A 22737-nucleotide genomic window follows, 5' to 3' on the forward strand; every position below is an offset into this window, starting at 1 on the left:
ATGCTCATCAGGTTTGCCTCAGCAGGACTCAGGTGATATCAGCAGGACCACGGCGTGACCAGCGCGAAGCGTGGCACGGGTTCGCCCTGGATCTCGACGCTTTCCATGAACATGCTCAACGGGCGCACCCATAGGCCGCATTCGCCGTAGAGTGCACGATAAACGACGAGCAGCTCTTCGGTCTCACTGTGATGGCTGGTGCCAATCACCTCGTACTGCGCACCTTTGTAGTGGCGGTAGAGCCCAGGCACGGGACGGTTTTCTGGTAGTGGCGGCATTGGCGGCAGGTCAGACATGATGATCTCCTTGCGGTGGTGGGCTTGTGTCGGTTGTCGAAGGCTGGATCAGGCGTTGTCGTTGCCAGCAGGCGTTGCCTTGGCGCCGCGACGAGCGATACGCGCCAGAGCACGGGCACTGGCCGCAAATCCGAAGCTACCGGTCACGAAGGTCGCGGCACCAAAACCGCCAGCACAATCGAGGCGCGTCGCGCTATCGCCAGGCTTGCTGGCACAGACTTCACCATTGGCACCCGGGTAGGTCAGCTGCTCATCAGAGTAGACACACTCGACGTCGAAGCGACGCTTGAGGTTACGACTGAAATTATAGTCGCGGCGCAATAGAGCGCGAACGCGGGCCAGCAGCGGGTCCTGTTCGGTACGCGCAAGATCGGCGATCTGAATCCGTGTCGGATCGAGTTGACCACCGGCACCGCCAGTCACCGTCAGCCCCAGCTTGCGACGCTTGCACCAGGCGATCAGTGCCGTCTTGGCAGGCACGCTGTCGATGGCATCAATGACGTGATCCAGACCATCGTGAATCAGTGTCTCAAGGTTGTCGGCCGACACGAAAGCCGAGATGGCATGTACCTTGATCTGCGGCGCGATCAAGCGGCAGCGCTCGGCCAGTACCTCTACCTTGGGACGACCGATCTGGCCATCCAGCGCATGCAACTGACGATTGACGTTCGATACGCACACATCATCGAGGTCAATCAGCGTCAGCTCACCAATGCCCGAGCGCGCGAGTGCCTCGGCGCTCCAGCTGCCTACGCCACCCACGCCGACGACCGCGACGTGCGCATGACGAAAATGCGCGAAGGCGCTTGCGCCATAAAGGCGCCTGATGCCACCGAAGCGGAAGTCATAGTCATCCGCCGGCGAGGTATCGTCAGCGGCCGGAAAGAAGCCCGCCAGCATCTGTGCGCTGGCAGATGGCGTGCTGTCGTGTGAAGGGTCGTCAGATGATGTGGTCATGCGCGGACTCGTGACAATCAGTGGAACGGAAGAAATCAGTCGGACAGGCTATCTACATCTGACATGGCTGGACGCTCGGATAGCCGCTCGGCACGGCGCTCAGGCAGATGGCCCAGCCAGCCGAAGCGGTCCATCAGTGCCTCATAGGCTCCCGCTGGCGGACACGACAGTATCAGCCAGCCGCCATTGGGATGCGGAAACTCAAGGCCAACGGCAGCCAGCAACAGGCGCGGGCACTCCAGGGTGGTACCGAAGTAGCGGTTATAGATGCCTTTGCCATGCTTGGCGTCCCCGATGATGGGGTAGCCCCGCCGTGAAAGATGGCGACGAATCTGATGACGGCGGCCGGTCAGCGGGCGAGCTTCCACCAGCGAGAAGCGTGACTGGGGATAGCGGTCGATAGCGATGGGGAGCTCGACCTGCGCCAGGCGGCGGATATCGGTGACGGCGTCCTGCTCGGGCATCTGGGCTTTGGGGAGTCGGCCATCTTCCTTGCGAAGTCCATAATCGAGCCGTTCTGCTTCTGGCGCGACACCGCGTACTACTGCCATGTAGCGCTTGTGAACTTCCTGGCGCTCGAACGCGGCACTCAGCGAGCGCGCGGCGTCCGGCGATAGCCCGAAGACCATCAATCCCGAGGTTGGGCGGTCCAGCCGATGTACCGGAAATACGTGCTTGCCAATCTGATCACGCAGCCGTTGCAGGAGAAACTCTGTTTCATGACGATCAATCGGGCTGCGATGTACCAGCAGGCCGGACGGCTTGAGGACAACGACTAGCACATCATCCTGATAGAGAATATCCAGCGGCGGTGCAGCGTCGATTGCAGGGTCGTCGGCGTCAGACTCGTCAGTGACGAGGTCAGCGGATAGCACGTCAGTATTCGGAGCGTCTGGAGAACTGGGCATGGGCATCACGGCAGCAAGACGTCGGGGCGACAAGACATCAGGGTGGCAAGAAGGTAAAAACCGGCCACCGAGGGTGGCCGGTCGGTATTGTCCGGTTTTCGAGCATGACTGTCATGCATGGCGTCATGTGAGGCATGCCAGGGCATGGCTCAGTCGGCTTGCGCGGGGAACTCGGACGGCTGCACCAGTATGCCAGCGGGAAGCCACTGGATCAGCAAGTTGATGGCGGCGCCGGGAGCCTCTTCAGCTCCCACTTCTGGTGCCAGCAATTCGCCCAGTGCTGCAAAGCTCAACCCTTCATCGCCAGCGGCAAGAATGGCTTTGAGCACCAGTGATTCCAGCGTCTCGAGTGAACGGTAATGGACTTCCGGGGCGGCTTGCGTGAGCTGGCGCCAGACCAGCCATGGCGTGGTGGTGTCCGATATCACGGGGGGCCGAGGTGGTTCATCGTTGTCGATGGCTTTCCACACTGCCGGCGTATCGTAGTGACAGGTGAGCAGATTCAGCGAGGGATGCGCTGCCAGCATCAGCTCCGGCCATGACTCAGGAGGCAATTGCTGAAGTGTCTCAATACTGAGCGGTGTGATGTCCGGGGCGTCCAGTGCCAATCCCAGTGCCCACTCGAAGGCTGCCATTTCCGTGACAAGCGAGCGCTCGGGCTCGCGTGCTGCCACGAAGGCAGGAAAATACTGTCCCGCCCAACGAATCGAATAGTGGCTTGGAGGATGGGCGCGCAGGTATTCACGACACATAAGCCCGAAGGCATCGTCGCCGATCAACGTATGCACTGCCTCGAAATCTCCCCCGAAAACCTCAAAAAGGCGTAATCGATAGGCCGTCGCATAGATGCCCAGGCGTTCTTCTGCGCTGGCCAATGCATCACTGACGACAGCCTGAACTGCTGCGGCTTGAGTCTCGGGAGTCGGTGCTGCCAGATAGGCGCCGGTCACGTTCTGTAGATGAGCGAGAGCCTCACGATCAGCAGAGGGCGGAAGCGAAGTCTGCTTCATGCAGGTAAACCTCCGCTCATGAGATGAGAGGCAGTGCCAGGGGCAGAATCTTCGCTGAGTGGTCGGCCACTGCGACGACGTAGTTCGGCATATTCCGCCATCAACTCCGACCATGGCGGGAAATTATCATCGCGCTCGATCATGGTGGCGACGTCGCCAAATCGCTCGCGCGCGGCGTCATAGAGCGTCCATACCGCATCCGGTACCGGTTGGTCATGGGTGTCGATGCACAGCTCGCCACCAGAGACAGTCTGTTTGATATGGCCGGCAAGGTGATGCTGCCAGACACGATCGACAGGCATGGCGTCCAGATAGGCCAATGGATCAAAGCCGTGATTGCTGCTGGAGACGATGACGTTGTTCAGGTCCAGAAGGATCAGACAGTCAGCGCGGCGGCTGACTTCGGCGAGGAATTCCCATTCGGTCATTTCATCAGGCTGCCAGGTCAGGTAGCTGGAGACGTTTTCCAGCAGAAGCTGGCGTCCAAGCGTGTTCTGGACCTGGTCGATACGCTCGGCCAGATGTGTAATGGTCGCGTCGGTATAGGGGAGGGGTAGCAGGTCATGGAACTGATGGGCACCTGTGCGCGTCCAGCATAGGTGGTCTGAGACCCACATTGGTTCGATGCGTTCGCACAGTGCTCGCAGTTCACGCAGGTAGCGAGTATCCAGCGCGTTGCTGCCGCCGATGGACAACGATACGCCATGCAGGGCGATGGGATAGTGCTCTCTGATACGCTCGAGGAAATGCAGAGGCTTTCCCCCCGCACTGACACCTTCAGCCTCGATGCGGCCCGGGCCCATGTAGTTCTCGCTGATGGCCTCGAACCAGTCGATATCTGGAAGGGTCGTCAGAATCTCGTGGTAGTACTCGGGGCGAAGTCCCAAGCCTTGACCCGCGCCTGAAGTCGCTCGAGTGGCGAGATGGTGTGTATGTGTGACCGGCATGCGCGCTGCTCCTTTCAGATCTACAGCCCTTTCTACAAGAACGGGAGGACGGTATGCCGTCCTCCCGTTGAGCCTATAGGCTCTAGCTTGGCGCCATCATCGAAGCTGAGACGCCACCACCGTAGTGCTTAGCTCTTGCCGGAGATGACCTCGCCGCCGGCACCAACGCAGGATTCAGCACTGGCAGTATAGGACCAGCCCTGGCCTTTGCAGGCATTCTGGCCCTTGCAGGCGCTGCTGGCAGTCGCGCAGTCGGAGGTGCCCTTGCAAGAGTTGATACCAGAGCACTTGACGGCGTTGTCGGCGGCTTGAACAGACATGGACGTCAGCGCAGCGGTGGAGAAAAGTGCGGCAGCGGCGGCAGCGAAAGTGACAGCGGTTACGGTCTTCTTCATGGTCATGATGGTTTCCTTGCGGGCCAGGCCCGTCATTATTTAATTAGTTATTAAGGCTCATCGCGATCTACCGCGCCGGTCAGGCAATCTAGGCGGATCACTCAGTCTTACGCCAATGACTTTATATCGGATGCGTGTTGACTAAAAAAAAAGCACACGTACTTCGTTCAACGTTGGCGAAGGACCGTTAGACAGCGTGTGGCATACTGTGCAGATATCCTACCAAGGTCGTGCTCTACGCCCTTTGCTTCTGTTGACTGGAGTTTTTGTATGCTGAGTCTACTTCGACGCCTGTGGCATGTTTCGCGCTGGCGCTGGAGCGTTCTGCTGGTACTGCTGCTTGGTGGATGCAGTGTCGTTGCCCTGCAACAACTGGATGCACGTTTCGGCACCCCTTCTCCACACAATCGTGAAGTGTCACATGACAGCGTTGCTGGTCGTCAGTGGGAGAGTGAGGTCAAGCCAGTCATTGAGACGCGTTGCGTCGTTTGCCATGGCTGCTATGACGCGCCTTGTCAGCTCAAGATGTCATCGGCAGCGGGGATTGATCGCGGAATGAATCCTGCGCCGGTCTATGACGGCACGCGCCTGCTGGCGGCAAACCTGACGCGTATGTTTGAGGATGCCGATACCACCGAGCAATGGCGCAACATGAATTTTTCGCCGGTGCTCAATGAGCGTGTGGACTCGCCCGAGGCCAATCTGGAAGGTAGTACGCTGTTCCGCGCACTGAGCCAGAAACGCAAGGCACCACTGCCCGTGACGGATGAAGGCCTGCTGCCTGAAGATCGCTTCGATCTCTCGCTCAATCGCAGCCAGGTCTGTGCCCCCGTCGAGCGCTATGACGATTTCGCGGAAGACCATCCCGACTGGGGCATGCCTTATGCGCTGCCGCAGATCAGTGATGAAGAGCACCGCACACTGGTGAACTGGCTTGCGCAGGGTTCGCCGATGACGGGGCCTACGCCGTTGCCCGCGTCACTGGCGCCGCGCCTTGCAGAGGCCGAGGCTTTCCTCAACGGTGATAGCCTCAAGCAACGCCTGATGAACCGCTATATCTATGAACATCTCTTCCTGACGCACCTGTACTTTCCGGGTGTCGATGGTCCTGATGGTCGTCCGATCTTCTTCGAGCTGGTGCGCTCCAGTACGCCGCCCGGCGAACCGCTGCAGCGGATTTCCACCCGTCGTCCTTACGATGCGCCTTATACCGCCTATCCCGGCGATGCCCGTCTGACCATGCCGCATGATGACGCTGGCCGTCCGCGCGTCTATTACCGCCTGTGGCAAGAACGTAGTACGGTGCTGGCCAAGAATCATCTGCCTTATGCGATGACCAAGGCGCGCCTGGACCGCTGGCAGTCGTTGTTCCTCAGTCCGCAATACACCGTCGATGACCTTCCGGATTATGATCTCAAGACGGCTTCCAATCCCTTTCTGACCTTTGAGGCGATTCCCGCTGAATCACGTTATCGCTTCATGCTTGATGAAGCCCATAACACCATCATGGGCTTCATCAAGGGGCCAGTGTGTCGCGGACAGATTGCGGTAGATGTGATCAATGATCATTTCTGGGTCGGTTTCACGGATCCGACACTGTTCAGTCGGCCTGAAGTCGAACGCACGCTGGCGCGAGAAGGCAAGAACCTTAGCCTGCCCGCAGCGCAGAGCAGCAATGCACTACCCATCAGCTCCTGGATCAAGTTCGAGGGCAAGCAGAGCGCTTACCTCAAGGCCAAGCAGGCACTGATGACCAAGGCCTACGACGACGGCAATCTGCACCTGGATACGCAGATGATGTGGGATGGTAGCGGCTGGAAGGACGGGCCGGGCAAGGGGCACAATCCCAATGCGGCCTTGACGATTTACCGTCACTTCGACAATGCCGCAGTGATGAAAGGGTTAGTCGGTGGCACGCCGAAAACGGCGTGGATCATCGATTACCCGATGCTGGAGCGGATACATTATCTGCTGGTGGCAGGCTTTGATGTCTACGGCAACCTGGGCCATCAGTTGATCACGCGACTGTACATGGACTTTCTGCGCATGGAAGGCGAGAACAACTTTCTGGCGCTGCTGCCGGCCGGCGAGCGTCAGGCGGTGCACGATAGCTGGTATCGCGATGTGGGCTCCGGATTGGAGGGGTTGTTGTTCAAGAAGCCGCCACAGTTCGATGCCCCCAGTGGCATCGTCTGGACGCCAGAAGAGCTCTCGTCACCGGAGCAGGCTCGGTTGGGGCTGATGACGCGCATGCACCAGCGCTTGGCACCCGAACTTGAGGAAGGAAGAAACTTGAGCAACGTCAAGGACACGGCCGTGCGTCACGAGCTTGAAGCCCTGAGCTATGTGCGAGGCTTCGCGGCCAGCTTGATGCCAGAAGTCACGATCATCGCGCTTGATAGTGGTGATGGTGGTCGTCCGCAGCTCTTCAGTATCTTGCGCAATTCGGCACATGCCAATATCACCAGCTTGTTCGATGAGGCTGCCAATCGGCGTCCGAAGGAAGATAGTCTGGATGTGCTGCGCGGTGTGGCGGGAGATTATCCGAACGCCTTCTGGCATTTGACGCCCGATATGCTGGATGGCTTGGCTGAACGTGTCGCTGCACTCAGGGATGAAGATGATTATCGTGCGTTGATGGCAGATGTCGGTGTGCGGCGGACTGATCCGCGCTTCTGGGAGTTCTCGGATAGTGTGTTGCGAGCCAATTATGCGGATCGTCCAGTAGAAGCAGGATTGTTGGATTACAACCGATTGCAGAACCGCTAGTCAGTGATAACGCCACTCGCCTGCGGTGAGTGGCAAGCCTGCCAGACACGCCGAAGCCCGCCACGATATCGCGGCGGGCTTCGGCGTTTACAGCGACTCTCCATCCTGTCGCAAGACAAGGGGGTCGCAGTTCAGCGTCCACCCTGACACTCGCCTTCAGCTAGCTCGATCAAGCCATCCAGATGCAGTATGTGGACCTCGCGCGCCTGTATATCCACCAGCCCCTGAACCTGGAAGCGAGTCAGGATACGGCTGACCGTCTCCACTGCCAGGCCCAGATAGCTGCCAATGTCAGCACGTGCCATCGAGAGGCGAAAGCTATACGGCGAATAGCCACGGCGGCGGAAGCGCTGTGAGAGATTGACCAGAAAACTGGCCAGTCGCTCATCAGCTGTCTTGCGTGATAACAGCAGCATCATGCGGCGATCTTCGCGCAATTCCTTGCTCAGACTCTTGAATATCTGAGTGCGTAGCTCAGGGATCTGTTCGGAGAGCGCATTGAGACGATCAAAGGGGATCTCACACACAGTGGTGGTTTCCAGTGCTACGGCGGTCCCGGGGTAGTAGTTGCTATCGATGGCATCGAGACCTGCAAGCTCGCTAGGCAGATAGAAACCGGTGAGCTGCTCCGCACCGCTATTCTCAGTAGTGATTTGTTTCAAACTGCCCGAGCGCACCGTGAAAACGCAGTCGAAGGCTTCGCCCTGAGTAAATAGAGTTTCCCCCTTTCTGAGTGGCGCACGTCTGCGAATGATGGCATCAAACTGATCAATGGCTTCCATGTTCAATGCCAGTGGTAGGCACAGCGAACTGAGTGAGCAGGTCTGGCAGCGGGCTTCATGCGCGCGTAGCCGATGCGTTGCCATTGCGTTGGCCGTCATGGTGACTCTCCTGGGGCATATCGTCGAAACCCGTGGGGGCGAGCTTCTGGGGGGACGTTCGAGCACAGCACGTTGAGGCGGATTCCGTTCCCGTTCCTCTCTGAATTCGCGGTCCCCGAGCGGGATGGTCGCTAATTCGATGCGGTGAATTCTGCTATTATATTAGTTTTGTCTTATCTTGTCGTGCCGTAGGTGTTGGTCGATATTCACGATTCTAGGCGTATTGGCAGGACAATGAGCAAGCTGCGACGCCCTGTCTCAGATACCACCCTACGCTCATTAGCCCGTACTTATTAGCCTGTACCCAATAGCTTCGAGAGTGCGGTGAGTAGAGTGATCAGGAATAGCAGGCTCCAGAGGCGTGGAAGTGGCATGTCTGGCTGACGCACGTCATTGATATGATGTTCTTCTGGTGGTCCATCTCCCTCAGGGTCGCTGGCATTTCTCTGGCTCCACGCTTGGCAGCTGAATAGCAGCAAGGCACACAGCGTGAGGCTGCCAAAGCCAATTACGCACATCCAGAGATTCCAGAATAGGGGGAGGTCAGTGCCTCCGAGCAGGTTCATGGCATATCTCCTGTCTGTTGCGCGTTTTCGGCCTTTCCTGACGTTACCAACGCTGTCTGGGATGCCGCGGAGTTCAGAGAGGGATGGTTCAGGTAAGCGAGCAGAGCGGTGATTTCTGCCACACCGCGTACCTTGCTGGGCGCTGCGAGAATTTCGTCATCACGGTAGGGCACCCCCAGTGCCTGCAATGCACGCATGCGGGCTTCAGTGATCTGCCCCGTCAGTGCTCGTTCGAATAACCAGGGATAAGCGGGCATCGATGAGTCTGACACCTTGGCTCGAGGGGAATGCAGGTGAACTCGCTGCCATGCGTCGTCATGCTGTGTCGGCAGGCGGCTCAAGTCTGGTCCGCGCCTCACGCTACCCCACAACGAAGGGCGGTCGAACACGAGATTGCTGGATGTTTGAGTCACGCCATAGCGCGCATGATCACCGGGCAGGTCGCGCACCATTCGTGTGTGACAGTGCTGACAGCCCTCGCGACGGTAGATCTCGCGCCCTTCCAGTGCGAGTGCATCCAGTGGCTTCAGTCCCTCGGAGGGAGGAGCAAGTGCCGTCTGAAAGCCCAGTGGTAGTAGCTGAGCCAGTGCACCAAGACTCAGCGTTATCAGACACAGTGCCGTCATCAATCCGGCGTGACGTTCAAGCAGCACATGTCTCATGCGAGACGCCCTCCACGTGACAGCTCTCGATCCTCTGAAGCGCTAGCCAGTGCCTGCGTGACATTGGCGGCCATCAACAACATGCCGATCATCCAGCAGCTAAGGCCCGCCAAGGTGATCAGCATCGGAGTGCGCGCCGTCGCCAGTATCTCGCCAAGGGCATATTGCGGACTGCCATCCGCGGCCAGCGCATGCCACATCGCACCTTGCAACAACGTAGTCGCCCAGCTGGCGCTGACGCACAGCAAAGTACCCACGATGGCCAGGCTCGCATGCACAATGATCAGGCGAGCTGAGAGCATGGGGCGCGGCAGAGAATGGCGCAGAAGGAAGTAGAGCATTGCCACCGATGTCATCGCCACAACACCCAGGGTGCCGGCCGGTGAGAGGCTGCCAGCAGCACTGAAGGTCAAGGCATTGAGTGGCGCAATCGACAGCAGAACCTGCTCCAGCACCGCGAGTGCATAAAACACGAGCGCCGCAGCCATCAAGCACAATAATGGGTCACGTCGTAGTGACTGCCAGCCCCCTTTCAGCGTCAGTAGGCCATTGACGCTGAGAGCCAGCCCCGGGGCCAGCAGTACGATGCCCATTGCCATGCCTAGCGTTTGGCTCCATTGGGGTAGGGCGCTGGCGTAGAGCAACGGTGCACCCCCCCATGTGGTCAGCAGTATCAGGCTCCAGAAACCGATGATGGCTAGTCGGTGAGAATGTAGCGGCCGCTGCGCCTGTGACGGCAGGGCGTGATACAGCATGCCGATAAAGCCTAGGGCGAACATGCCGCCGGGCAATGCGCCGACCAGCCAGCGTTGCAACATGGCATCCAGGCTGCCGGCATATAGCGGCATCGCCAACATGAGACTGATGGGTTTGGCTAATGAGGAAAGGCTGTGCTGCAGTAACACCACCAGCAGGCAACCAATAAAGAACCAGCAAGCCACGGGAAGGCGACGGATGCTGCGCTGTTCCAGTGTGGTGAAAAATACCCAGGCCACTGCAACCCAGACGAGTGTCATCAGCACGTCAGCCGGCCATGGATATTCGGCCATGAGATGTCCTGAGGAGAAGCCGCCCATCAACGACAGGCTGCCCACCACGATGCCACTCTGCCAGCCTAGTAAAGTGAAGCGCACCAGTATGGGCGTGCAAAGTGCATGCTGAGCTGTTTGCTTGGCAATGTGATAAAGGCTGGCGATCAATGCCGATCCACCAAGGCCATAGAGCAACAGATGCGTCTGCAGCGGTGCGAGGCGGCCGTAGCTCAACCACGCCAGTTGAGGGCCGAGGGTTGGCCACAGCCAGACGGCACACAGCCAGACGGCAAGGCAGAGGCTGAGCAAGCCCCAGAGTATGGCCATGATCGCAAACTGTCGGATCACCTTGTGGTGGGAGAGCGAAGCATCAGGTGCTGTACTCATGTCAAAGCCTCATCAAGCGATGAACCAAGATACATCGCTGGCGGTGGCACATATCACGCGAGACGATAATGTCTGAATATAACGTCTCTCTTTTCTTGCCGCGTGCCCAGGGAAGTCTCGGTTGGCTGTCAGTCGGTTGTCACACGCCGCCCCGGATTTACAGGAGTACACCGCTTGCCCCCTGTCACTTCATCATCGGACGTAGATCGAGATGCGTCCAATACGACTGAGGTTCCGCTACCTTATGCACAGGAAGGTTTCTGCCCCGCGTTGCTCGAGGATGTCGCGAACGAGATGGCCGCTCGGCTTGCGTTGTCAGAGGCCGAACTGATTGAGCGTGGCCCGTGGCGAGGCTGGATAGCCCTGCTGGGGCCACTGGAAATTCATGGCAGCCCTCGACGAGCCATCTTGCTGCATGCTCACGGCGCCGGTGCCGGTCGCGAAACGAATTTTCATCAGCAGTTCGGTGCTGCCTGTGCCTGCGAGGGGATGGCGTGGCTAGCGTTCGATTTCGGTTACCTCGTGCAGATGCGTCGTGAAGGCAAGCGCCGCCCGCCACCGCGTATGCCGGGCCTGATTGATGAGATGGCACAGTGGTGTGAGGCGCTCGTGCCGTGTCTGGCAGTGTTGGAGCACGTGCCACTGCTGGTCGGCGGAAAATCGATGGGCAGTCGTGTGGCCTCGCATTTGATGCAGTCATTGGCAGGTTCAATGCCGGGGAGATGCCTTGTGCGCTCGCCGATTGGCTGGTATGCACTGGGGTATCCCTTCCATCCCATGGGCAAGCCTGAAAAGCTGCGTGTTGCGCACCTGCCGGAGCTCGAGGCGCCAGGACTTGTCTGTCAGGGCACGCGGGATCCCTTCGGGACGCAGGAAGAGGTGCGAGGTTATTCGTTGTCCGAGCGAATCACGCTGCATTGGTTGCCAGACGGTGAGCACGATTTCAAACCTCGGCGTACAAGTGGCGAGACGCAGGCGAGATTAATTGCCTCGGCAGCGAATGCACTCGCTCATCACCCAGCGCTGGGGTAAAACCTGTCAATAGCCGAGAGGTAGACTTATTCTCGATGACGACAGTGTAATGTCAGAAATATGACGTAACGCTGATGGCTACTGGCCTACAGAGCGTCAAGTCTGGAAATTCCAGTCTTATCAATACTCTGTCACAAGGTGTTCGTGGAAGTGCCCGCAAAAAAAGTATTGACTCATGGGGCGGTTTCCGTAGAATGCAGCGCCAACGAGACACGGGTGGTTAGCTCAGTTGGTAGAGCACCAGCCTTACAAGCTGGGGGTCACTGGTTCGAACCCAGTACCACCCACCATTTGAAAAAAGTTATTGCCTATCAAGGCGTTACTTGATTAAATGGCCTGGTTCGTTAGCAGAAGCAAGCGATTGTCGTGGACTGGTAGTTCAGTTGGTTAGAATGCCGGCCTGTCACGCCGGAGGTCGCGGGTTCGAGTCCCGTCCAGTCCGCCATTCTCGTTTTGTTATGCGTCCGATATTGAGTAGTTCTAAAGTGGACTGGTAGTTCAGTTGGTTAGAATGCCGGCCTGTCACGCCGGAGGTCGCGGGTTCGAGTCCCGTCCAGTCCGCCACTAGAATTGCAAGATATCACCGCTGCTTGCAGCAAGAATCGTTTGTGTTGGGTGATTAGCTCAGTTGGTTAGAGCACAAGCTTCACATGCTTGGGGTCACTGGTTCGAATCCAGTATTACCCACCAATGTGGACTGGTAGTTCAGTTGGTTAGAATGCCGGCCTGTCACGCCGGAGGTCGCGGGTTCGAGTCCCGTCCAGTCCGCCACTCGATTCCAAGAATTCGTAAAACCCGAGCCTTCGTGCTCGGGTTTTTGCGTTTCTGGTCTGCATGTCTTGTTCAACATGCTCCTGATCGCTATGCGACTGCCGCCCTCAATATCTGTGATTCGCGCTATCTGTTGCTCCTCTCTCCCTCATGCCTTGCGCTCACGTATTGATCTGGTGCTGGCCCCGCCATGCGCCCGGTGGCTGTGCATGCCAACGCCGAAAGGCGTGCTGAAAGCTCTCAGGACCTGCGAACCCCAGTATCCAGCTGATTTCCTTGAGGCTCATTCCAGTGTCGCGCAAATAACGCTCGGCCAACCCTCGGCGTGTGTCATCCAATAAACCCTCATAGTGCCAGCCCTCAGCCGCCAGTCGTCGTGCCAGCGTGCGCGGATGAAGATTTAGTGCGACAGCGACTTCGTCGCGACCCGGGGTGCGTCCAGATAGGCGCATGGCAATGGCGCGACGTGTACGTGACACGCTATCGAGATGGCTCTGGCGGGCCTCCAGCAGCTGCAGTATCTGTTGGCGCAGCTGGGCAAAGGCTACGGGCGCTGTTTGCCGGGTAGGAGAGTCCAGCGCTCTGGCGGGTAGCCACAGTCGGTTGCAGCTACCGGCAAAGCGTACATGCGTCGGCGGCAACCCCAGGCGCTGTGCATAGTGTTCGCTCCAGATGTTCTCATGGTTGCTGGGCTTTACATCGCTCTCGTCAGTGGGGATCTGGTAGTCGATCTCGAGTTGAGCATCCTGAAGCTCATCACCGCTTAGCTGGCGAGCCAGATGCCACCAACTTCCCAGAACGCTGTCGACCACAAAGCGGTTGAAGGCGTTATAGGGTGCCAGCGAGTAAAACGTCAACCAGCCGCCCTCACTGTGGCGCTCGAAGCGTGCGTGGCCACGACTATTGTCGCTGTAGAGCGCTTCAGCTTCACACAGCAGATGTAGCCCCTCTCCCAGCGTAGGCGCGCAGGCACAGGCCAGCCCTGGCAGTAGAAAGTCGCCGGGATGAATCAGGCGCGCCATCTCAAGTCCCAGCCACTCATCGCCACTGGCGAGAATCGCTGCATGGCCGAGTCGCATGTAACGCGCAATACCAATACGTGCCTCACCATCCGCGGGCAGTGGCCAGTCGGTATAGGGGCGCATGACGGGGTCGGGGTCTATCTTCTGCTGGCTCAGGCTGCGCGAAACGAGGTGCGCCAGACTGATCGAGACTTCTCCCAGCTGCATGTCGAGTCTCCATCGCTGCACGGGCGGGATAGGGGTGACCTTGCGGTAGGGTCTGTTGGATCATGCCATGTCTTTCTGAATCATCAATATGTCCTTTTGGAACATTGAGCGAAGTCATGCATGGACTACACTGGTCACATTCGTTTCATACGCCTGTTTATGGATGTCAGCCCTGACGCTGCGCCAGATGTGATCGACAGCACACCACAATAATGCTTGCCTGATAGCGCTGATATGCTTCTTCGTGACGGAGCACATCGGCTTCAAGGAGAGACCGCCATGTCCGCCTATCCAATGCTGTTTCGCCCACTGACGCTGGGCCATGTGACGCTGAAGAACCGTGTGTTGATGGGCTCGATGCACACGGGGCTTGAAGAGGCACCTAACGGTTTCGCACGACTGGCAGCTTTCTACCGTGAGCGCGCCCGCCATGGGGTGGCACTGATAGTGACGGGCGGTATTGCACCGAACCAGGAAGGGGCGGTGATGAAAGGGGCTGCCAAGCTCACTACTGATGAAGAAGCTGCCCAGCATCGCGAAGTGACCGATGCTGTGCATGGTGAAGATGGGCGTATTTGCCTGCAGATTCTGCATGCCGGGCGCTATGCCTACTCGCCGGATCAGGTCGCTCCCTCCGCCATTCAGGCACCAATCAATCCCTTCACACCGCGCGCACTGAGCACGGAGGAAGTGAAAGGGCAGATCGCCGATTACTTGCGCTGCGCCAGTCTCGCGCGCGATGCAGGCTACGACGGTGTAGAGGTGATGGGCTCTGAGGGTTACTTCATCAACCAGTTCATCTGCCGACGCACGAATCATCGCGATGATGAATATGGCGGCAGTTTCGAGAACCGGAGTCGGTTGGCAGTGGAGATCGTGTCAGGTGTCCGCCAGGCGCTGGGGGATGACTTCATCATCATCTATCGCCTGTCGATGTTGGATCTCGTCGATGAGGGCAGTACCTGGGAGGAGGTGGTTGCGCTAGGCAAGGCGATTGAGGCCGCAGGTGCCAGCATGATCAACACTGGTATCGGCTGGCACGAGGCGCGAGTGCCGACCATCGTCACTAGTGTGCCGCGTGCTGTATTCACCGAGCTGACACGGCGCATGAAGACCGAGCTATCTCTGCCGCTGATCACGACCAACCGCATCAACATGCCTGATGTCGCAGAGTCGGTGTTGGCTGAAGGGCATGCTGACATGGTCTCGATGGCACGTCCCTTCCTGGCGGATCCTGCATGGGTCAGCAAGGCGCATCGCGACGATGCAGCGATCATCAATACCTGTATCGCCTGTAATCAGGCATGTCTTGATCACACCTTCCAGATGAAGCTGACCTCATGTCTGGTCAATCCACGTGCCTGCCATGAGACCGAGATGGTGATAGAGCCAGCACGTACTGAGCGACGTGTTGCAGTAGTTGGTGCAGGCCCTGCAGGGCTATCAGCGGCAGTCACCGCCGCCGAGCGAGGGCATGAAGTCGTGCTGTTCGAGGCGCAATCAGAGGTGGGTGGGCAATTCAATTTTGCGCGCAGGATCCCAGGCAAGGAAGAGTTCGATGAGACGTTGCGCTACTTCAACGAGCAGTTGATACGTACGGGTGTTGAAGTACGTCTCAACACGCGTGCCACGGCTGAGATGCTGGCAGAGTTTGACGCGGTAATACTGGCATCTGGTGTGCAGGCACGCATGCCGCAGATCAAGGGGATTGAGGCGGGTATCGCGCGAGGGCAGGTGTTTAGCTATGCAGAAGCGATCATGGCACCAGAACGAATCGGGAAGCGGGTGGCATTGATCGGTGCTGGCGGTATTGGTTTTGATGTGGCGGAGTTGATGACGCACGTCGAGCCGTCACCGTCGCTGAATAGCGAGGTGTGGTGTGAAGAATGGGGGGTAGACCTCATGGTCAGAGAGCCGGGCGGCCTCAAGGCGGCAGCACCGGTACAAAGCCCGCGTGAGGTATGGCTGCTACAGCGCAAGACCTCAAAACCCGGCAAGGATCTCGGTAAAACGACGGGCTGGGTGCATCGCGCTACCCTCAAGCAGCGTGGTGTGAAGATGGTAGCGGGTTGTGACTATCAGGCCATTGATGCCGAGGGTATGCACGTATCGATCAATGGCGAGACTCAGCATCTCGCACTCGATAGTATCGTGCTGTGTGCTGGCCAGGATTCAGTGTTGGAGCTCAAGGCATCGCTTGAGGCATCAGGTGTCGAATTGCACATCATTGGGGGCGCTGACAAGGCGGCTGAGCTGGACGCCAAGCGCGCCATTGCGCAGGGCACCATGGCCGCCGCTGTGCTGTAGCACGCTTATATGATGCACGATAAGGATATTTAGCGTTGAGCTGAGCTGATGCACTGCCTAGACTGATGGAGGCCGCAGGCGATGTCATTTCCAACAGGAAATCGACATCGCCTGCGGCCTAGCGGTTTTTGCTGTACGCCATCTCGCCCTCTGCCACCACGGGACACGCTCATGTCACCGCACGCTGCCGCCTCTCGCCACACCTTGGACGAGACCCTGGCGCTGAATGCTGAAGTTTCCTCGTCGTCCCTCTCTTCTCATCCTGCCCCGCAAGCACCGCCTGCACTGGAAAACTTGTTGGACCTGTTTACTCCTCCTCCGGTTGAGCGCCTGGATTGGTCGCTGGCCCACGACGCTGGTGTAGTGGTTGAGTGCCTGAGGGCTGATACGCTCGATAGTGAGATATCGGGTAACAAGGCATGGAAGCTGAGATTGCCGTTGGCGCGAGCGCTGAGTGAAGGACGTGGCATCATCAGCTGTGGTGGCGGCTGGTCGAACCATCTGCATGCGCTAGCGGCTGCGGGGGCGCGACTTGGCATTGCCACCCACGGATTGATACGTGGGCACCCTGAGGCGCCGCTGACAGCGATGCTTGCCGATGCTCGTGCCAATGGCATGCAGCTGAGCTTTATTTCTCGTGCAGAGTACAAGTTGCGTGATCAAGAGGGCTTTTCGGCACGTCATGGCGATGGACTTTGGGTGCCAGAAGGCGGTGGTAGTGTTGACGGTGTGGCCGGGTTGGCGCCTTTGGCGGAGGCACTGGTCGCTCCATTGCCGGATGAGCCTGCACCGCAGCTTGTGCTATTGGCTTGTGGTAGCGGCACGACGCTTGCTGGTGTGCTGAGTACCTTGGGCGAGCGTGATGGTTTGCGCATCGTGGGAGTGCCGACCATGAATCATGGCGATCAGCTTTATCATCGTGTGCGGCGCTTGTTGGCGGAGAGCGGTGGTAGCGAGCAGCAAACGCCCGAGTGGGGGTTGTGGTTGGGTGCGCAGGCGGGAGGTTTTGCCAAGGCCCCCGTCTGGTTGATCGACTTCATTCGACGCTTTGAGACTGATACAGGGCTTGAGATTGAGCCTGTGTATACCGCCAAGCTATTTGCGGCGCTGGCACATCACCTCGCCAATGGGCTGATTGCTCCCGGTACACGCATCAGGGTGTTGCATAGCGGCGGACTGCAGGGCCGGCGGGGGTATCCGGCGCTTAACGCAGCATGATATTACCGCCGATATGCTTACGTTATGGACTAGATTGAAGGGCTGGCGGGAGGGGATGAAGTGATAGCGTTGAGTGATTGCACTAACACTACTGGCGGCACCGTATAGCGCTGTTATGATGAATCTTCTTCTGCGGCACCTGCCATCCGAGGTGCCGCGTCTGTTTCATCGGACAAGGTGATCCCTTGTCCTGCTCTGGATATCCCCATGAAGACTGACGCCATAGCCCCGACTCGATCTGCGACCACTGCTGCCGAGGACTCCTCTACCAAACGTTTTCTGGCCAGTGATAACACGTCCGGTATTTGTCCTGAGGCGATGGCGTACATGATGCAGGCCAATCTTGATGATGATCTGGCCTACGGTAATGATCGCTGGACCCATCAGGTGGCCGATAGTTTCCGTCAGCTGTTCGAGACAGACTGTGAAGTCTTTTTCGTCTTCAATGGTACTGCGGCCAACTCGCTGTCATTGGCACATCTCTGCCAGTCTTATCACAGCGTCATCTGTCATGAACTGGCACACATCGAGACTGATGAGTGCGGTGGTCCGGAGTTCTTCTCCAATGGTTCCAAGTTACTGAATGCACCGGGTCCGAACGGTAAGCTGACGCCGGAAGGCATCGAGCAGTTGATCACCAAGCGTACCGACATCCATTATCCACGGCCGCGCGTGATTTCCCTGACCCAGTGCACCGAGGTCGGCACCGTTTACACCATCGAAGAGCTGCAGGCGATTCGTGAAGTGGCGGATCGTCATGACCTACAGATCCACATGGATGGCGCTCGCTTCGCCAATGCCTGTGCTGCATTGGATGTCTCGCCGGCCGAACTGACGTGGAAGGCGGGAATCGATGTGCTGTGCTTCTCTGGTACGAAGAATGGCTTGTCGATGGGGGAAGCGGTCATCTTCTTTGATCACAAGCTGGCGCGCGATTTTGATTATCGCTGTAAACAGGCCGGTCAGCTTGCCTCGAAGATGCGTTTTATTGCTGCGCCGTGGATGGGTCTGCTCGAGAATGATGTCTGGTTGAAGAATGCTCGTCACGCCAATGGCATGGCACGGTATCTGGCTGAGCGTCTTGAGGCATTGGAGGGGATCGAATTGCTGTTCCCTAGTCAGGCCAATAGCGTGTTTGCCAATTTTCCCGAGCACGCACTGACAGCGCTGCATGCACGCGGCTGGACCTTCTATACCTTCATCGGTGCTGGTGGCGCTCGCTTCGTATGCTCCTGGAATACGACGACTGATTTGCTAGATGGTTTGTTGGCAGATATTCGCGAGGTACTTTAGGTATTCGGGTGTTTGAGCTTAGGACGCTTGAACCGCTGAGCGGTTCAAGCGTCGAGTTACAGTGCTCTGCTGGCTGCTGATGTTGCAAGGATGTCTGTTTGTGAGACTGAAAAAGCGCCCACCGTTCTCGGTGGGCGCTTTTTTGCGTGATTATTTTTCATGTTGTCGCGTTGCGTAGCCTGTATCCAGCAGAGTGCCTGATGTCAGTAACTGCTTCGTCTAGAGCATCCACTATTGCCTGAATCACGTAACCAATGAGGATAAGGAATAGATGACATGCATGCAGTAGCAGAGACTCATTAACGATGGGGTTGTACATGTCATGCGTGATGTTGGCACGTGATGCGCTGGCGCGAGTCGCCAGTCTGTTCCTATGCTGAAAAGGTGCTGCAGTGCGACATGACCATCGTGGTGTTGCCGGATTTGAGTGGCGCGAGGCGAGTGGCTTCAACGACGATTCTAGAGTGCTGGAACTCATGAAAGAGCGCTACAGCATGCGTCATGTCTGACCTGAACTGTGGTGCGGATGACGCGAGGTAGCAGGAGTGGCAGAAAGTTCGTTGAATGCGGCTATTGAGCGTATTGGGCACTCGTCACCTATATCGATCTATGCTGATAAACACGCCGAGGCAGTCGCTTGAAAGCCAGCAATGAGGTAATCAAGTGACAGGGTGAAGTAGTCGTACATGTGTTGGCCCGGCGATGGTTCCAGCGACCAGGAGTCGCGACAAGGAGGCTTCCATGAGCATCTTCGATCACGTGCAGAGCCGCTATGAGCGGATTCAGCAAGAAGAGATGAGTCTCCAGGAGTATCTGGAGTTATGTCGGCAGGATCGTTCTGCCTATGCCAGCGCCGCTGAGCGCATGCTGACGGCCATCGGCGAGCCGAAGGTCATCGATACTGCCAAGGACCCCTGCCTTTCACGTATTTTTTCCAACAAGCTGATTCACCGTTACCCCAGCTTTGCCGAGTTCTATGGCATGGAGGATGCCATCGAACAGATCGTGTCCTACTTCCGACATGCCGCGCAGGGGCTGGAAGAGCGCAAGCAGATCCTGTATCTGCTTGGGCCGGTCGGCGGTGGTAAGTCCTCGTTGGCCGAGCGCCTAAAGTTGCTGATGGAGCAGATTCCCTTCTATGCGGTGAAGGGCTCGCCGGTGTTCGAGTCCCCGCTGGGGTTGTTCTCGCCGGAGGAGGACGGTGAACTGCTCGAGAAGGAATACGGTATCCCGCAGCGCTGCATGAGAAGCGCCATGTCGCCGTGGGCGGCCAAGCGTCTCAAGGAGTATGGCGGCGATATCAGCAAGTTCCGCGTCGTCAAGCTGTTCCCGTCACGCCTCAATCAGATCGCTATTTCCAAGACTGAACCGGGCGACGATAACAACCAGGATATTTCAGCGCTGGTCGGTAAGGTCGATATTCGTCAGCTTGAGCTTTATGCACAGGATGATCCTGATGCTTACAGCTTCTCCGGTGGGCTGTGCAAGTCAAACCAGGGGTTGATGGAGTTTGTTGAGATGTTCAAGGCACCGATCAAGGTGCTACATCCATTGCTGACTGCAACGCAGGAGGGCAACTACAACCCGACAGAAGGCATGGGGGCGATTCCGTTTGACGGCGTGGTATTGGCGCACTCCAACGAAAGCGAGTGGCAGGCCTTCCGCAATAACCGTAATAACGAGGCCTTCCTGGACCGTGTCTATATCGTCAAGGTGCCTTACTGCCTGCGTGCTTCTGAAGAGGTGAAGATCTACGCCAAGCTGCTTGAGCATTCTTCGCTGAACCATGCCCCCTGCGCGCCAGATACTCTGCGCATGCTGTCTCAATTTATCGTGCTGTCACGTCTGCATGAGCCAGAGAACTCCAGCGTTTACTCCAAGATGCGTATCTATGACGGCGAGAACCTAAAGGACACTGATCCACGCGCCAAGTCGATACAGGAATATCGTGATAGTGCCGGGGTTGATGAGGGAATGAATGGGCTTTCCACCCGCTTTGCCTTCAAGATTCTCTCCAAGGTCTTCAACTTCGATGCCAGTGAAGTGGCAGCCAACCCGGTGCACCTTCTGTATGTGCTCGAGCAGCGCCTCGATCAGGAGCAGCTGCCGAAAGACACGCATGAGCGCTATCTGCGCTTCATCAAGGAGTATCTGGCGCCGCGCTATGTCGACTTCATCGGCAAGGAGATTCAGACCGCGTACCTCGAGTCCTATTCCGAGTACGGCCAGAACATTTTCGATCGCTACGTGACCTATGCCGACTTCTGGATTCAGGACCAGGAGTATCGCGACCCCGAAACCGGCGAGCTGCTCAATCGTCAGTCTCTCAACGAGGAGCTGGAGAAGATCGAGAAGCCTGCTGGCATCTCAAACCCCAAGGATTTCCGTCACGAGGTGGTCAACTTTGTATTGCGTGCCCGTGCGCAGAACAACGGCATGAATCCGAGCTGGCAGTCTTACGAGAAACTGCGTGCGGTGATCGAGAAGAAGATGTTTGCCAATACTGAGGAGTTGCTGCCGGTTATCTCTTTCAATGCGAAAGCCTCCACCTCGGATCAGGGTAAGCACGAAGATTTTGTGGCGCGCATGGTAGACCGCGGTTATACCGAGAAGCAGGTGCGCCTGCTGTCTGAATGGTATCTGCGTGTGCGCAAGTCGCAGTAAGCCCTGCCGACTGACGACAGGCCTGTCGGCGGGAGCAAACCCCGTCGACACTTGCCATCCGGTCATCCGCTGAAGGTGGGGCCGGCAAGGAGGGCGAATGAGTTATTTCATTGACCGACGCGGCAACGCGCGCAACAAGAGTGCAGTAAATCGGCAGCGCTTCATTCGGCGTTATCGTAGTCATATCAAGCGGGCGGTTGAAGATGCCGTCAATCGTCGTTCCATTACTGATATGGAACGGGGAGAGCAGGTATCCATTCCGACGCGGGATATTTCCGAGCCGGTCTTTCAGCATGGCCAGGGTGGCAAGCGTCGTGTGATCAATCCCGGCAACAAGGAATTTGTCGAGGGAGATCGCATGCGCCGGCCTAGTGGCGGCGGAAGTGGTGGGGGCAGCGGTGAGGGGCAGGCCTCCAATCAAGGTGAGGGTGAAGATGACTTTGCCTTCAGTCTCTCGCGTGAGGAGTTTCTGGAATTCGTGTTCGATGGGCTTGAGCTGCCACATCTGGAACGCAAGCAGGTCGCGGACATGGATGAGGTGAGGCCGGTACGTGCCGGCATTGCACGTGATGGTCCGCCGGCACGTATCAACATCGTGCGTTCGATGCGCTCGGCTCAGGCGCGTCGCATCGCGATGCGCTCACCTATCAAGCGGGCGCTGAGGGAGGCGACCGAGGCACTGGATGTTGAGGAGCGCAAAGACCCGGTACTGCGCAACAAGGTACGTATTGCTGAGCTAAAGGCCGAGATAGAGCGCCTTGAAGCGCGTCTCAAGGCCGTGCCTTTCCTGGATACCTACGATCTGCGTTACAACCATCTCATCAATCAGCCAATGCCTTCCAACAAGGCAGTGATGTTTTGCGTGATGGATGTCTCTGGTTCGATGACACAGGCCCATAAAGACATCGGCAAACGCTTCTTCTTGCTTCTGTATCTGTTTCTCGAGCGCAACTACGAGAAGGTCGAGTTGGTCTTTATCCGACACCATACCGCTGCCAAGGAAGTCGATGAGGAAGAGTTCTTCTACTCTCGCGAGACTGGTGGCACCATCGTTTCCAGTGCGCTGACGCTGCTTGATGAGGTGATTGAATCACGCTATCCCGCAGGTGAATGGAATCTTTATGTTGCTCAGGCATCGGATGGCGATAATTGGGACGATGATTCCACCAACTGCCGCGAATTGATGATCAAGAAGCTGATGCCGCGTCTGCAGTACTACGCTTATGTAGAGATCACGCCGCATGCGCATCAGGCGCTATGGGGGGAGTATGAGCGAGTTGAGGAGGAATTCCCTGATCGCTTTGCCATGCAGCAGATTGTCGAGGCAGGTGATATTTATCCGGTATTCCGAGAGCTGTTCAAGCGCCGCGTCAGCGCCTGACGGCATCATGTGACGCGCTTGGCAAATATGCCG

The 22737-nt window shown here is 57.6% G+C and carries 18 protein-coding genes and 5 tRNA genes; 12 read left to right on the forward strand and 11 right to left on the reverse strand.

The features are described 5' to 3' along the window. Positions 1-38: 38 nt before the first annotated feature. From GQR90_RS01405 to bufA2, 6 genes are all read right to left on the reverse strand, one after another. A complete protein-coding gene (locus tag GQR90_RS01405) occupies positions 39-296 on the reverse strand; it encodes a DUF1653 domain-containing protein (RefSeq protein ID WP_233266381.1) in 258 nt (85 codons plus the stop codon). 48 nt (positions 297-344) lie between these two features. Then, positions 345-1196 (reverse strand): tRNA cyclic N6-threonylcarbamoyladenosine(37) synthase TcdA, encoded by an 852-nt coding sequence (gene tcdA / locus GQR90_RS01410; protein ID WP_158775223.1) that lies wholly within the window; start codon positions 1194-1196, stop codon positions 345-347. Between the two features lie 92 nt (positions 1197-1288). Then, on the reverse strand, positions 1289-2161 hold the full coding sequence (locus tag GQR90_RS01415) for a pseudouridine synthase (protein WP_158772582.1): 873 nt from the start codon (positions 2159-2161) through the stop codon (positions 1289-1291). A gap of 149 nt (positions 2162-2310) precedes the next feature. Further along, positions 2311-3171 carry an HvfC/BufC N-terminal domain-containing protein gene (locus GQR90_RS01420; protein WP_158772583.1) on the reverse strand — a complete coding sequence of 287 codons (861 nt, stop codon included), beginning with the start codon at positions 3169-3171 and terminating at the stop codon, positions 2311-2313. Next, complete coding sequence (gene bufB / locus GQR90_RS01425) at positions 3168-4118, reverse strand: MNIO family bufferin maturase (protein ID WP_158772584.1); 951 nt, start codon at positions 4116-4118, stop codon at positions 3168-3170. The genes GQR90_RS01420 and bufB overlap by 4 nt, the downstream gene beginning before the upstream one ends. A 128-nt stretch (positions 4119-4246) precedes the next feature. After that, positions 4247-4519: a BufA2 family periplasmic bufferin-type metallophore gene (gene bufA2, locus GQR90_RS01430; protein ID WP_199269455.1), complete on the reverse strand. Its 273-nt coding sequence runs from the start codon at positions 4517-4519 to the stop codon at positions 4247-4249. A 264-nt stretch (positions 4520-4783) separates the two neighbouring features. Between bufA2 and GQR90_RS01435 the strand changes: the two genes are divergently transcribed. Next, a complete protein-coding gene (locus tag GQR90_RS01435; RefSeq protein ID WP_158772585.1) occupies positions 4784-7282 on the forward strand; it encodes a fatty acid cis/trans isomerase in 2499 nt (832 codons plus the stop codon). A gap of 131 nt (positions 7283-7413) precedes the next feature. On the opposite strand, the gene fnr is transcribed toward GQR90_RS01435, so the two are convergent. The 4 genes from fnr to GQR90_RS01455 all read right to left on the reverse strand — a co-directional run bounded on the left by fnr (position 7414) and on the right by GQR90_RS01455 (position 10809). Further along, on the reverse strand, positions 7414-8163 hold the full coding sequence (gene fnr / locus GQR90_RS01440; RefSeq protein WP_325064280.1) for a fumarate/nitrate reduction transcriptional regulator Fnr: 750 nt from the start codon (positions 8161-8163) through the stop codon (positions 7414-7416). A gap of 293 nt (positions 8164-8456) precedes the next feature. After that, positions 8457-8729, reverse strand: coding sequence for a hypothetical protein (locus GQR90_RS01445; RefSeq protein WP_158772586.1), 273 nt, complete (start codon positions 8727-8729; stop codon positions 8457-8459). Next, positions 8726-9391 (reverse strand): cbb3-type cytochrome c oxidase subunit II, encoded by a 666-nt coding sequence (locus GQR90_RS01450; RefSeq protein ID WP_158772587.1) that lies wholly within the window; start codon positions 9389-9391, stop codon positions 8726-8728. Before GQR90_RS01450 ends, GQR90_RS01445 begins: the two co-directional genes overlap by 4 nt. Next, the gene (locus GQR90_RS01455; RefSeq protein ID WP_158772588.1) at positions 9388-10809 is read right to left on the reverse strand and encodes a cbb3-type cytochrome c oxidase subunit I; all 1422 of its coding nucleotides are present in this window, start codon (positions 10807-10809) and stop codon (positions 9388-9390) included. Before GQR90_RS01455 ends, GQR90_RS01450 begins: the two co-directional genes overlap by 4 nt. Before the next feature lie 174 nt (positions 10810-10983). Here GQR90_RS01455 and GQR90_RS01460 point away from each other — a divergent pair, with 174 nt between their 5' ends. From GQR90_RS01460 to GQR90_RS01485, 6 genes are all read left to right on the forward strand, one after another. Further along, entirely contained in the window at positions 10984-11841 is an 858-nt protein-coding gene (locus GQR90_RS01460; RefSeq protein ID WP_233266382.1) for an alpha/beta family hydrolase, read from the forward strand. A gap of 214 nt (positions 11842-12055) precedes the next feature. Continuing rightward, a tRNA-Val gene (locus tag GQR90_RS01465) sits at positions 12056-12131 on the forward strand. A 78-nt stretch (positions 12132-12209) separates the two neighbouring features. Continuing rightward, positions 12210-12286 (forward strand) — tRNA-Asp (locus tag GQR90_RS01470). Positions 12287-12328: 42 nt separating this feature from the next. Further along, a tRNA-Asp gene (locus tag GQR90_RS01475) sits at positions 12329-12405 on the forward strand. 49 nt (positions 12406-12454) lie between these two features. Further along, positions 12455-12531, forward strand: a tRNA-Val gene (locus tag GQR90_RS01480). 4 nt (positions 12532-12535) lie between these two features. Continuing rightward, positions 12536-12612, forward strand: a tRNA-Asp gene (locus GQR90_RS01485). A gap of 161 nt (positions 12613-12773) precedes the next feature. On the opposite strand, the gene GQR90_RS01490 is transcribed toward GQR90_RS01485, so the two are convergent. Further along, positions 12774-13841: an AraC family transcriptional regulator gene (locus GQR90_RS01490; RefSeq protein ID WP_158772589.1), complete on the reverse strand. Its 1068-nt coding sequence runs from the start codon at positions 13839-13841 to the stop codon at positions 12774-12776. Between the two features lie 279 nt (positions 13842-14120). Here GQR90_RS01490 and GQR90_RS01495 point away from each other — a divergent pair, with 279 nt between their 5' ends. From GQR90_RS01495 to GQR90_RS01515, 5 genes are all read left to right on the forward strand, one after another. Next, entirely contained in the window at positions 14121-16148 is a 2028-nt protein-coding gene (locus GQR90_RS01495; protein ID WP_158772590.1) for an NADPH-dependent 2,4-dienoyl-CoA reductase, read from the forward strand. 171 nt (positions 16149-16319) lie between these two features. Continuing rightward, the gene (locus GQR90_RS01500) at positions 16320-17366 is read left to right on the forward strand and encodes a 1-aminocyclopropane-1-carboxylate deaminase/D-cysteine desulfhydrase (protein WP_158772591.1); all 1047 of its coding nucleotides are present in this window, start codon (positions 16320-16322) and stop codon (positions 17364-17366) included. A 207-nt stretch (positions 17367-17573) separates the two neighbouring features. Beyond that, on the forward strand, positions 17574-18659 hold the full coding sequence (locus GQR90_RS01505) for a threonine aldolase family protein (protein WP_158772592.1): 1086 nt from the start codon (positions 17574-17576) through the stop codon (positions 18657-18659). A gap of 741 nt (positions 18660-19400) precedes the next feature. Then, on the forward strand, positions 19401-21323 hold the full coding sequence (locus GQR90_RS01510; RefSeq protein WP_158772593.1) for a PrkA family serine protein kinase: 1923 nt from the start codon (positions 19401-19403) through the stop codon (positions 21321-21323). 97 nt (positions 21324-21420) lie between these two features. Then, on the forward strand, positions 21421-22704 hold the full coding sequence (locus GQR90_RS01515) for a YeaH/YhbH family protein (protein WP_158772594.1): 1284 nt from the start codon (positions 21421-21423) through the stop codon (positions 22702-22704). Positions 22705-22737 lie beyond the last annotated feature (33 nt).

Origin of the sequence: Cobetia sp. L2A1 (assembly GCF_009796845.1) — a bacterium.
Classification (GTDB): Bacteria; Pseudomonadota; Gammaproteobacteria; order Pseudomonadales; family Halomonadaceae; genus Cobetia.